Raw genomic sequence first — 12,954 nt, 5'->3', positions numbered from 1 at the left:
TGTTAGCCCTCCTTTTTTCATTTTTTTGTTGAATCAGCTTTTTACGTAAGGTTGCAGGCTTACTTTATAATGTCACGCCGAAAAGGACCCTGCTGTTCTCTCTAAAACAAAAAAAAGAAGCGTCGCTCTGAACGATTCGCTTCTTTTTTTTGACCTTTTGTAATTGTTCTTGCTTGGTCGGCTTCATTCGTATGTGCTGTGAAATCTCGCCATAATGGTCATTCGTTTTGCGGCTCTGTGCCGCGCAATAGATTCCAGCGCGTTTTGCCTTGCTTAGCGCTTTTTGTGTTTGAGTACGTGCCATACGGCTTCACTCTCCTTCATTGGACTCCTTTTATCATAGCATCCAATAGTCAAATCGTGAATGGTTTGTCTGACTCAAGCATTCTTCAATTCATTAAATGTCTGAAAAAATATCCGGATCGCCACTGGAGGCCGCTACAATAAAAACAATAACTATAAAAATGATAATCAGTGTATAAATCAGTGTACCGATAATACTACATACCAGTCCAGCAATGGCCATACCTCTGCCTTGCTCGCCATGACGGTTAATTTCCTTCAGGGAAAGACTGGATAAAATAATACCCACAATTCCGATAATCAACCCAATATAGGGAATGACAACAGATAAAATCCCGAGCACCATCGAGGCAACAGCTTTACTATTGGTAGGTGGAACTACTGGGGGCGGGTTAAATGGGGCATTATAATCGTTCGTCTCCTGAAAAGGATCGGAAGATCGAGGCTCCTTGTACAAATCACTCATCTGTTAAATTCAACTCCAATACGAAAAATAGCAATTATATAAGTTCTAGGGTACCACAATCTTACAAATCAGGACAGTATTTATTTCGATTTTCTTAATTAGAACGTTAAAAAGAAGAAACATAGCGATATTAGCACTTTTTGAGGTAACTGGGCATACAGTATTTTACCTGTTACAGATCAATTGTGCTCCATGAGAGCATCCTGCCAAGGAGGTCGGAGCTATGCTATATCGTGCAACATCCCACAGAAAGTGCTCGCCTCACAAACGTTTAAATGCAAACACACTTAGGATAATATCCACTGCCATGCTGCCATTTTACAAAGCTATTGCAACCCGACGTGCTTTTGCCGTCCAATGGTCACGAGCTGTCGTTCAGGCGAATTTGGATCGGATGAAATCCCTTCTCTGCTCAGTAGCGCCATTTGCCGCCAAACAAGGCTTAGGCACGAATGGCATCGGCTACTTTATTTCCTTTTTAGCTCAGCCACCGATGCTCTATTATACGAATGGAACGACGATTCCACCGGGGACTGTGCAGTTTACATTTGAGCCGAGAGTTCATCGCGCCATCGCAAAAGCCGTTTTTCCGCTGTATCGCGAATTGGCACGCAATCCATGTTTTGCTTCTGCCTTAGCCAAAGCGATCAACAGACAAGACCAGCGTGCAGTTCATGTCATGATCCGTAGTTTGATTCCATCCTCTGCGCTGAAATCCGTACAAATTGAGGACGATGGCTTTGCCTTGCTTTTTAAGTATCCCTTTAGTAAGTATCCCTATCGCAATCTGCTCTTTCGGGAGTTCACTTAAAAAAGTCTCTACAAGCGTGCCTGCTTGAGTTCTCCAATGAGCTCTTTTCCCAGTTGTATAGCCATATCTGTCAGCACTCGGATCTCGTCCTTGGTTGCATGATCCAAATGTGCCCCGCAGCAAATGACAAAATTGCCCGCAAACTCTTTTCGCAAGCGAACTGCAATTTCTTCGGTAATATAAAATTCCTTGTGATTTTGCAATTGCACAGTTTGAATCGGCTCGAGTCTGGCCCCTGCTGTAATTGTTCCCAAATGGGGCTGATCACCGCCAGAAATGAGTACAATGATATCTTCCCCCATAAAATAAGCATCCAGCACAAGACGGATACGTCCGCTTTCTTTTTGCAAATGAATCATATAATCCTCTCCTGCTAAAAAATATTATTGTGAAACAGTTCACTTTATGAGCATTATTCATTGTATCGCTTCCTGAACGGCTCGACAATTAAAAATGGCCCACAGCAGCCTCTGTATACCATGGCTTGCTGTGGGCCTTCATTGCTATTCTAAAAGAAGCATTTCCTTTCCTACTGGCTGTTAACGGATCGTGATCGTATGCACAGTCTTACCGCTTGCGCCGTCATTATCCGTCACCGTTAGCTCCACGGTATACGTTCCAGCTGTGGTGAATTTATGCTTCACCTTGGAACCGACCGCCGTATCGCCATCGCCAAAATTCCAGCTGTAGCTGACGATTTCACCGTCTACATCACGGGAAGCTTTGGCGTTAAATTGTACATTTTTGTTCTTCTTAGCTGATTCATTAGCCTGAATAATGGCTACTGGCTTTTCATTGGATGTAGGTGGATTCGGATCAGGGTTCTGTCCTCCACCATTGGTTACATACAATCTTCCCGGCGCCTCCGTCTCCACTTCATTTCCCGCTGCATCCCTTACCCGGATCACGATGACTCCGCCTTCCAGGTTCAGAGAAGATGAAGTGAAATAAGTACCTTCATAGTGGCCTGACGAAGTCTCATTTAACGGAATATCGTTGCGGCCCAAAGTGGACAGGTTGAAAGGCAGCTCCACATGGAAGGACGCCTCCAAACCGGATGCACTGTCAAAGGATACCCGTACCGACTGCCCTGGAGTAATACGCACATCCTCAGCAGGGTTAATGTTTTCAAGCTTCGGCAGAGCTGTATCGACATACACCGAGCGCGTAACGGTTGTTTCGTTTTCGGCAAGATCCTTGGCCGTCACCGTAATTTGATTTTCACCTTCGTTGATAAGCAATCGCTTGTTAAAGGTGCCGTCACTTCCAAATTCGGCTGGCTCGCCGTTAATCGTCAAATCGGTGAGGAATTCGTCATACACCGTACCGGTGACGCTCACGACACCCGCATTCGTACGGGCTCCTTCATCTGGCGAAGTCAGGATCAGACCCGGTTTAGTCTGGTCAAGTGTCACGACCACCGGTTCGGAACGATCCGTTATTTTTCCGTATACCGCTGCTTGAACACTTAGCGGATTAGCACCTGGTTGAAGATCAACCGACAAACTGAACTGGCGATCCTTCACCTTCGTTGTGCCAGCCAGCTCCTTACCGTTAAAGAGCTGAATATCGGCTCCTTCTGCCGGAGAAGTTCCTGTTACGGTAATCGTCTCTTCCTGCGTATAGGTAGCCTTCGTAGGAGTCGTAATCGTTGGAGCATTCACCGGATATCTGACGATAGCCCGGATCATGTAGTTCCCCTCCTCCTCAGGTGATTGGCTCCATGTGCCGCTTACACCTTGCCAACTTCGAAGCGCATTGGGACTGCTTTCATCTGTAGCAAGACCCGGCGACTGTGTGCCTACAGCAGACTGTGTATATACGATGTAGAAGTCACCTTGAACCGTCACCGGCTCTGGGAGCTGCACCGTCGTCCATTGTGTCTCATCCCTTACGGCAGTCCCGTCGAATGGACCAGCTAATAATCGTCCAGGTGCTCCTGCCGCACCGGAGGCGTCATAGATAGAATATTGGAATGCCGTTCCTCCCGGATTCGGGAAGGCAGAGTTCCAGAACAAAAGCGATGCTCCTGTCACTTGAGCCACTTCCGACTCAGGCGTCATTCTGACTGCCCATGAATTGCCTGCCGCGTTAAAGGCTCTAGCATTTTCTCCTGTCCCGTCATCGTAGGCAATGCCTCCCTGGAACCCGATGAAAGGTTTCAACGTGACATTCGCTTCCACACTACCGTTCGCAGGAGCAGTAACGGATACACTGTCGCTATAATAATTCTCAGCTGAAATGGACAATGTGTATGTTCCTTCCAGCACGTCCAGCGTAAATTCTCCAGCCTCATTCGTCTCTACCGGAGCAATACGTGCATCCTCCAGCACCAACACTTTCGCTTTTTGGATCGGTTCACCGGATTGCTTGTCGGTAATGACCCCGTGAATCGTACCGTGAGGTACGGCCTGAAGACTAAAGTTTGCTCTGATGACTTTGTTATTCTCAATCGTGACTGCTTTCGTTTGAGGCACATAACCATAGGCTTCAGCCTTCAGCGTATAGTCGCCCGCTACATGAGTGAAGCTGTATTTGCCTGTAGTCGGATCCGTTTTCACCGAACGTCCGGTTTCCAATACCGTAACCGTAGCGCTGGCTGGAAGACTGTCGAGCCCGACACGTCCACTATCCACCGTTGTTTCTACCGGCTTCACTTTCTCCTGGAATTCACTCTTTTCAGTGCTTGTAATTTTGTACAGCGGGAATTGTTCTTCCGCTTTTTCCAGCTTGATATTCGACTCAGGTACGATGTCCTTGGTCACTGTCGCAGCTGGAATACCCAGCACACGGAAATCGTCAATGTACCAGCCGTTCTTGTTCACACTGTTATCCGATTTCAAACGGAAGCGAATTTGAATCTCATTGCCGGTGTAGCTATCCAGATTGTAATAAACTGGAGTCCACTTTTTCCCGTTCGTGTTGTGAGAGAACTTGCCCAGCTCGCTCCACGTGTCGCCATTGTTTTTGGACACTTCCACATAACCGTAATCATAGCCGGCTTCAATTTCAAACCAGTGATTGAAGGTCAGTGTTGCGTTGCGTACAGCCTGCAAATTAATTTTTGGAGAAACCAGCGAAAATTCAGCTCCGTTCTCATAATTGCTATCAAGATCGGTTGCCCACACATTGGGTCTGGACAGTGCGCTCTCTGGTCCTACTTCCTTGGGAATGCCGCGTTCCCATTCATCCTTGGTACCGGAATGAGTCCAGCCATTATCCGAGCTGCCTTCAAAATGATCGCTATACAGCGTATCTGGCACGTCTACTCTCAGAGAAGCCTCATTCGACTTGATTCCTTCATTGCCACTATAATCCTCAGCCGCCACTGCATAATGATAGGTCGCTCCACCGACCGTGATGGTATCTGTGAGTGTCAGTGCTGAGGTTGTACCGATAGAAGTATAATTTTTGCCTGATTGGGTAGAACGATACACCTTGTACTGCTTTACATCATCATCGGAGGAAGCATTCCAGGCCAGTGTGACGTTGCCCACAGTATCTGCTTCAGCAGTCAAATTACTCGGTGCAGCAGGTGCAACGGTGTCTGGCTCCTGAATCGACAGATCGTCAATATACCAGCCATCTTTCACAACCGTATTGTCACTCGTAAAGTTGAACAGGAGGTATACCTTTTGACCCGCGAATGCCCGCAAATCAAGATATTGTGTTTTCCAGCCGTTGCTGGTGCCGGTAAACGATAATACCTGCTCAAACGCATTCTGATTGTTTGTGGTTGCTACGTACACTTTGCCGAAATCAGAATTGTTTTCAAGATCGTACCAATGCTTGAAGCTGACCAGTGCCCCTTTTGAGCTCTCGGTCAGATCAATCGGAGGGGCCATAAAATAACTGTTGGAGTTGGCCTGATATTGGCCTTCGAGATTAGTCGCGATGACCTTTGTACCCGAATGTGCGCTTTTAGGGCCGCTTGTCGGAGTTCCCCATTTCCAAACACTGCCCTGTCCACCGATATTAATACCGGCAATGTCTTTTTCGAAGTCTTGTGTGTAGCCTGGTTTTACGCCTTTTGAGATTTTAACCTTGTATACTTCAGTTTCAAACCCATTATTACCATAATCATTTACACGAATATAGTATTCCAGACCAGCGCTGTCCACCAAAAAAGTCGGGATAGACGCTTGATATGTACCATCTTTGCTGTCGCCGGAGGTCCGTTCCAACGGAATATATACATAGTTTGACGTACCTGCTGTTTTGGCAAATGCCTCAACGGCTGTCACGCCGACATCATCCGTTACATGAGCAGTCAGAGGTATATCAATACCCTCGAATGCCGCTGCGGGCGGTGTATGCTCGAGAACAGGTGCTTCCAGATCGTCGCCACCCGTTACAACTTTACCAGACACGGAGCCCAGACCTTGCATGACCGAACCGACTGCATCCAGCGCATTAATGACACCATGTCCGTAGCCATTATTTGGCGAAGTAGGATATGTGCTGTCCGTGCGCGGTGTAGCTGTGTTCATCAAAATTTCCTCAAGCTGATCTACGGTAAGCGAATGATTCGCTTGCAGCAACAGAGCTGCAAGGCCCGCAACATGAGGTCCCGCCATGGAAGTACCGTTATACCCGCCTTTATAGGCGCCACCAGCGACAGATGACCGGATATTCACACCCGGTGCGGAAACTTCTGGCTTCACCTCACCATAGGGTGATGGTCCTAACAATGAGAAGCTGGCCAGATTATCATTGCTATCCGTGGCTCCAGTAGCAAAGGATTCCGGATAGTTTGCCGGATTGGCTACCGAGGCAGGTCCGCCCGGATTGGAAAGAGAGGTATTACCTGCGGAGAATTCGGGGAAGATTTGAGCATCCCGCCATGCCTGAACCACAGGCCGGAACCATTCATCAAGACCCGGTCCACCTCCCCACGAGTTGTTCACTACGTCTGGAGCAAGCTCGGGATGAAGATTCCCTTGGGCATCTTTTGGCGCAAGCAGCCATTGACCGCCATCCAGTATAATCGCATCCGTCGTTTCCGGATTAAAAATCCGAACCGCAATCCACTTCGCACCAGGTGCAACGCCAACTCGATTCGTTCCGTTTTCCTCAGAGCCGACCATCGTGCCCATCGTATGTGTACCATGGGAATCGTCTTCCTGATCGACCGGAAGCGTCGCATGACTATGCGGATCGTACCAGCTCAGCTCGGGATTCACGACATTGCCTGCCGCGTCCAAACCCCGCCATTTACGATGAAGGGCCGGATGTGTATAATCTACACCTGTATCCAGATTGGCAACCACGATTCCGGTTCCGTCAATTCCCTTTTCCCACACTTGTGGCGCGTTAATATGAGATATGTTCCATTCCACCGTAGATGGGTCTACAGCGTTCTTACCTGCATTGCCAGGCTTAGCCGATGTTTTGCCATCGTCCTTCTCCAGCTCTACAGCCTTCTCTACCGTTGCAGACTTCGCCGTTGCTGCTGTGGCTGTTTCAGCCGTTTTGGCATTTGCTCCCTCTGCTTGCTTGTCAACCGTCACCTTTTGCAGATAACGCGTTTCATTCGGCAAGACTTTATCGACCTCAGGCAGCTGCGAAATATGATCCAGCACTTCCTTGGTGCTCGTTACAGCCAATGCATTGACAATAAAAAAGCTTTTATATTCCTTCACTCCGCCGCTCTCTGATTGCTTATCCAAATAATTTTCAAGCCCATATTGAGTTCTTGAAGCCGTTTCACGCAGAGAACTGATCACATGGCTGCGTGCAGCCATTTTGGCAGCGGAAGGTGTTATTTTCTCAAGTGAGGCCTTTTGGAGAGCATTTTTGGAAACCTTGTTGGTGTCTACCTGTTCTTTTAATTTGACCAGATAGGTAACATAGTTATTCTCCTCAAACTGTTTGGTCAGTTTCGGGGACACCTTCGCGGTCGTGACCTTGTGCGAGGCTGATTTCAGCTCCAGCTTGGAGCCATCCGGTGTGTTATTCGCCAAAGCAGGTTGAACAAAGGAAAAGGCCATTAGCAAAGATAGTCCGATAGATAGTGGTTTCTTGAATCGTTTAGGTTTAATCAATTACTTCTCCACTCCTTTTACTAGGTTTAATGTTTCTGGAATAACCTGTACAGAGTAAGACCTCATACCTTACACATCAAACACACGGGTTGCGCAACACGATGTGGTTGGCGACCACCTCCTTCATAGAATATAGAGGCACAAAAATATTTGGCTGTTCATAGGAGGTGGTACTTCATAGGTGAGTTTACAATTCCAATAGGAAGCGATGAAATTTAGTAGAAACCAAGGAGAACAAGCAGGAGAACTTCGAAGAAAAGACATGTTATATCATTACAGTTTATATTAAAAATTGATATATAATCATATATTATGGAATAGTATAAAGTTATCAAAACAGATATACAAGTCATTTTTTTGCATTTTTCTTGAAATTCTATGACTTTTATATTCTTTTATGTACGAAACCCCTTTTTTGCGGCTACGTAATAGTGCATTACACGGTTAACAGGTGTATGCAATCTCTGTACGAGCCGCTCAAAGGGATTTCGGGGGTCTTTCTTAATCCTATCTTTCGCTCTATATCTTGTTCATTGGAAGTCGCTTATGGGATTTTTGCAAAATCCTCACTTAAGTACGGAGTTCACCGCAGCAAGCGCGTCGATCAGACCATATCCGTAACCATTGTTCGGTGAAGTCCGATACTGGCTATCTGTCAGCGGCGTCGCTGTTTTTGAAATAACATCCTCCAGTTGATCCACAGTCAAAGATGGCTTGGCCTGAAGCAGTAATGCCGCTAATCCAGCAGTATGCGGACCTGCCATGGAGGTACCATTCCATCCCCCCTCATACACTCCACCCGGTACAGAAGAACGGATGTTGACACCAGGAGCCGAAATTTCAGGCTTCACTTCGCCATAAGGAGAAGGACCGCGCAGTGAGAAGCTGGCCAGCTTGTTGTTAATGTCCGTGGCTCCTGTTGCATAAGCTTCCGGCAGATTTGCCGGATTGGCTACAGACCCAGGTCCGCCCGGATTGGACAATGTTGTGTTGCCTGCGGAGAACTCAGGGAAAATCTGAGCCGCTCTCCACGCCTTGGTGACTGGACGATACCATTCATCCAGACCAGGTCCGCCGCCCCAAGAGTTATTCACCACATCCGGTGCAAGCTCAGGGTGCTTTTTACCGTTTTTATCTACAGGAGCAAGAATCCATTGTCCACCGTCCAGTAAGATGGAGTCGGTCGTATCTGGATTGAATACTCGAACCGCAATCCATTTGGCGCCAGGGGCAACACCGATTTCATTCGTACCGTTGCTGTCCGATCCAACGCTCGTACCCATCGTATGTGTACCATGTCCATTTGAATCAGTTGGCAGTGATGCTCCATCAACCGCATCATACCAGCTCAGTTCTGGATTAACGACCTGACCGGAAGCGTTCAGACCACGCCATTTTCTTTTCAACGCCGGGTGAGTATATTCAACGCCTGTATCCAGATTGGCGACTACAATGCCTTTGCCGTCGATGCCTTTGGCCCAAACCTGTGGTGCTTTGATTTTAGAGATATTCCACTCGACACGGCTCGGCGTTACAGCATCCTTATACACGGATTCTTCCACTGATTTTTGCGCATTCTCTTCCGTCACAGCCGTATCTACAGCGGCTTGATCTGCAACCGCTTGGTCAGCTGTAGATTCCTCAACTACGGGCTGGGCATCCTTATCTATTTCTACCTTTTGCAGTTCCCGCTTTTCGTCCGGTAAAATTTTGTCGATCTCAGGAAGTGTGGCGAGATTATCCATGACCTCTTTCGTGCTGGTTACCGCAAATGCATTCACGATAAAGTAACTCTTGTACTTTTTGACGTTTCCGTTATTGACTTCCTTCTTTAAGTATTCTTCCACGGATTGTTGCGTTTTTTCTGCTGTATCCATGAGAGAGTTCACAACCGTTGTACGTACAGAAAGCTTAGCAGCAGCAGGTGAAATTTGCTCTGCAGAGGCCTTTTGAAAAGCATGCTTGGCAACTGACTCCGTATCCACCTGATCTTTTAATTTAACCAGATAGGTGACATACTCACTGGCACTGAATTGTTGGTTCAGCTTGGCAGAAACCTTGGCGGAAATCGTCGATGCTCCTGCTGAGGTGGTTGTGCTGGAATCACCATATACCGGAGAAATCAGAGAAAAAGCAAGAAGAGCGGTAAAACTGACCGACAGCGTCTTTTTGATATTTTTCGACTTAATCAATACTTTCCATCTCCCTTTACTTGGTTTTTTAATTCTCAAGGACAGCCTTCCGGGCAGCTACGTCAAAAGCTCACAAAATAGCCTCTGGTACTCACCTCCTTTAAAAAATATAGATTCCGCCGGGGTGGAATCCATAGGTCATCATTCTGAGGTGAACAACCCTTGGTGCAGACCGTAAAGAACGAGCATCGGGTAGAAACAGGTGGACAAGTTTGAAAATGATAAGTGAAAAAAATGAAGAGAAAGGTAGGATAAGAAATTTAGAAGTAATCGAGGAGGTTAATGTGCAAGTATTAAAATACAATTTAAAACAAAAGAATGAAACATATGGTATCTTTTGAATCTAGTATAGTGTCATAAAATCAGATATTCAAGCATTTTTTTGAATTTTATTCCTTTTTTTCTTGAAGAAGAGAAAAATCTCTTCCATTTTCGAAGCAAATGCAAGTCTTCATTATGCACTTGGTTTCGGGGATTAGAAGAGATTTTTCGGCATTCAGCAACAAATTTAAAAGAGTGTTATCTGCCGCTATTTACAGGTATGGGAACCGAAACGGCTCCATCTGGAAAGGATGATTTGGTTTGCTGCGATCTGCGGCACAGACTCGTACATTCTCGGAAAGCCATTTGCCTGCATCCACAGCAATGATCTTGATTCACCAGCGCAAGGGCAGCCGTCAGGGCCTCTCCTGTATGTTCGAAAAAATGCTTTTGTCCAATCATGTCGTAGCATCCGGTTTTCTGTAGTAATGCCCGCGGTTGAGGCTGGAGCCCGGAAACAAGCACCGTTCCGCCAGACTGCCGGTATTTCTGAATTAATGCGGTAAAGTTACCTTCTCCCGTCATATCCATAAAAGGAACCTTCCCCATACGCAACAACAAAATCCCTTGTAGGTGGTCATTCCGACCTCCCACACCTGAGTTTTCCAATACCGAGGCTGCACCGAAAAATAAAGGGCCTTCCACATTGTAAATAGCCACCTGTGGACAATCATGCTGATCTGTGACCATATGGGCGCCTACTTTTTCATGTTTTACAGAAGGATCAGGAAGTACCTTATCTACTGAAAGTGTACTGCTCATACGTTTAACAAACAATACAACTGCCAGAATTAAACCTACCTCCACAGCCGTTGTCAGCGTCGTAAAAACTGTCAGCAAAAAGGTGACAACCAGCACAATAGAATCCGCTGTCCGCGTTTTGAGAATGTGTGCAAAATGCTTGCGCTCACTCATATTCCAAGCTACTACCATCAGCACCGGAGCCATACTGGCCAACGGAATGTTGGACGCATAAGGTGCGAAAAGCACCAGGATGAGGAGCACCACGAACCCATGTACGATGCCTGACATAGGAGAAACAGCACCGTTACGGATATTTGTGGCGGTGCGGGCAATTGCACCTGTCGCAGGAATGCCACCGAACAGCGGTGTCAGCAAATTAGCTATCCCTTGTCCAACCAGTTCACGATTGCTGTTATGCCGGGCTCCCGTCATACCGTCAGCTACCACCGCTGAAAGCAAAGATTCAATAGCTCCCAGCATTGCAATAACAAGTGCTGGCGGCAAGAGTTTCACGATCAAATCCCACGTCATCACAGGAATATGTAGCTCAGGCAAAGATGCTGAAATTGCGCCATACGCAGAGCCAATCGTAGCCACCTGCCCTGGAAAAAGTAAAGCTGCCACCAGTGTTGACAAGAGTAGACCAACCAGTGAGCCTGGTATCTTGGGCCATTTTTTAGGCACCAAAATAAGCGCGGCAAGACAGATACAAGCCGTCAGGATACTATATACATTCAGTGAAGGAAGCCGATGGATGAGCTCTGCCATGGAAGGCAGAAAAGTTTCATGCCGCTCTACCCCGCGCAAGCCGAGAAAGTTAGCAATCTGACCGCTGAATATCGTCACGGCAATTCCGGCCGTAAAGCCAATTGTTACTGGCTTGGGAATAAACTTAATCAGTGCCCCCAGCCTTAGCACACCCATTAAAATGAGCATAATGCCCGCCATAAAACCGGCTATGAGTAGGTTCTCATAACCGTATTGCATGACAATAGCCAGCAAAATCGGAATAAATGCACCCGTAGGTCCTCCGATCTGGAATTTTGACCCTCCCAGCAGCGAAACCAAAATTCCCGCAACAATGGTCGTATACAGCCCATATTCCGGCTTTACTCCTGATGCAATGGCAAACGCCATACCAAGCGGAATCGCCACAATCGCTACAATACTTCCGGAAATGAGATCCTTACGCAAAGCCCCTGCGTTATAGCCTTCGAACCTTCCTATCCACTTCATTCCTGTAACCCTTCTTTTCTGTAATAGCATTACTTCTCGTTACGTATACCTTCCAGCAACGAGATCGCTTCGACCAAATGATTGTCAAAAATCCGCCGCGCCACCGCAAGCAGCTCCTTCAAAAGCGGATCACGTAGTGAATACACGACCGATGTACCTTCCTTGAAACTGTTCACCAAATTTTTGGCTCGTAAAACGGCCAATTGCTGCGATACGGCAGAACCTTCGGAACCGAGCGCAGTCTGTAGCTCGTTCACATTCCGTTCCCCTTCACTCAGCACCTCCAAAATGCGGATGCGCAGAGGGTGAGCCAATGCTTTGAAAAAGTCGGCCTTAAATTTCTGGAGATCTCCTTCCATGCCTGCTCCGTCCCCCTCACAGAATTGTCCTATAAACGATCAACAATATCTGAATATTTGAATATTTAGTACAATAACAGCTTTGGGCCAATTGAACTATGATGTTACTCACACTTCACCGTGAGTAAAGTCACATTTTCCCACACTTCTACCTTTCAGGGTTGACAGCTTCCACAGGTTTCCATTAATATAGCAATTAACTTTAAGAAAAGGGGGCCGACAGACATGACTGAGCTTTACATGATAACGACAGACAGACAGCATGATACAACCACATATTTGAGTTTTCGTCTCATCGGCCCCGTTCGGGCGACATGATGGGTGATATCACGCTGTCTGACGGCGTGATTAGCCAGGCTTTTTTATTTTTTTATGCTATTGGAAGAACAGGTTATTTTACGTATTTATGATGTGTTGATCATAAAATGTAATGACACTTTCGGTGCAGGAAGCCGTAGACGACAAGTCTGCGGTTTTT

Annotated in this window: 8 protein-coding genes; 1 reads left to right on the top strand and 7 read right to left on the bottom strand. The window is 46.8% G+C overall.

What is annotated here, in order from left to right; all coding sequences use genetic code 11:
- Positions 1–64: 64 nt before the first annotated feature.
- Positions 65–304, bottom strand: a complete 240-nt coding sequence (locus ACUYLD_RS16345) for a hypothetical protein (RefSeq protein WP_446675513.1) — start codon at positions 302–304, stop codon at positions 65–67.
- Positions 305–397: 93 nt separating this feature from the next.
- Entirely contained in the window at positions 398–769 is a 372-nt protein-coding gene (locus ACUYLD_RS16340) for a DUF4190 domain-containing protein (protein ID WP_025720792.1), read from the bottom strand.
- A gap of 223 nt (positions 770–992) precedes the next feature.
- On the opposite strand from ACUYLD_RS16340, the gene ACUYLD_RS16335 reads away from it, so the two are divergent.
- Entirely contained in the window at positions 993–1,580 is a 588-nt protein-coding gene (locus tag ACUYLD_RS16335; RefSeq protein WP_446675512.1) for a hypothetical protein, read from the top strand.
- An 8-nt stretch (positions 1,581–1,588) separates the two neighbouring features.
- Here ACUYLD_RS16335 and lpdD read toward each other — a convergent pair whose 3' ends face one another.
- From lpdD to ACUYLD_RS16310, 5 genes are all read right to left on the bottom strand, one after another.
- On the bottom strand, positions 1,589–1,939 hold the full coding sequence (gene lpdD / locus ACUYLD_RS16330) for a prenylated flavin chaperone LpdD (protein WP_446675511.1): 351 nt from the start codon (positions 1,937–1,939) through the stop codon (positions 1,589–1,591).
- Positions 1,940–2,119: 180 nt separating this feature from the next.
- A complete protein-coding gene (locus ACUYLD_RS16325) occupies positions 2,120–7,624 on the bottom strand; it encodes a S8 family serine peptidase (RefSeq protein WP_446675510.1) in 5,505 nt (1,834 codons plus the stop codon).
- Positions 7,625–8,190: 566 nt separating this feature from the next.
- A complete protein-coding gene (locus ACUYLD_RS16320) occupies positions 8,191–9,816 on the bottom strand; it encodes a S8 family serine peptidase (RefSeq protein ID WP_069290144.1) in 1,626 nt (541 codons plus the stop codon).
- A gap of 519 nt (positions 9,817–10,335) precedes the next feature.
- A complete protein-coding gene (locus ACUYLD_RS16315; protein ID WP_446675509.1) occupies positions 10,336–12,117 on the bottom strand; it encodes a SulP family inorganic anion transporter in 1,782 nt (593 codons plus the stop codon).
- 29 nt (positions 12,118–12,146) lie between these two features.
- Complete coding sequence (locus tag ACUYLD_RS16310; RefSeq protein ID WP_061828729.1) at positions 12,147–12,476, bottom strand: ArsR/SmtB family transcription factor; 330 nt, start codon at positions 12,474–12,476, stop codon at positions 12,147–12,149.
- Between the last annotated feature and the right edge of the window lie 478 nt (positions 12,477–12,954).

Source organism: Paenibacillus sp. SER-28, assembly GCF_052906305.1.
Note: the sequence above shows the minus strand (reverse complement) of the source record. Positions and strands in the feature narration are given on the sequence as shown.

Bases quoted from the DNA above. Each gene is read 5' to 3' on its own strand.
- ACUYLD_RS16335 (WP_446675512.1), top strand. From the start codon at position 993: ATGCTATATCGTGCAACATCCCACAGAAAGTGCTCGCCTCACAAACGT.
- ACUYLD_RS16340 (WP_025720792.1), bottom strand. From the start codon at position 769: ATGAGTGATTTGTACAAGGAGCCTCGATCTTCCGATCCTTTTCAGGAG.
- ACUYLD_RS16310 (WP_061828729.1), bottom strand. From the start codon at position 12,476: ATGGAAGGAGATCTCCAGAAATTTAAGGCCGACTTTTTCAAAGCATTG.
- lpdD (WP_446675511.1), bottom strand. From the start codon at position 1,939: ATGATTCATTTGCAAAAAGAAAGCGGACGTATCCGTCTTGTGCTGGAT.
- ACUYLD_RS16345 (WP_446675513.1), bottom strand. From the start codon at position 304: ATGGCACGTACTCAAACACAAAAAGCGCTAAGCAAGGCAAAACGCGCT.
- ACUYLD_RS16315 (WP_446675509.1), bottom strand. From the start codon at position 12,117: ATGAAGTGGATAGGAAGGTTCGAAGGCTATAACGCAGGGGCTTTGCGT.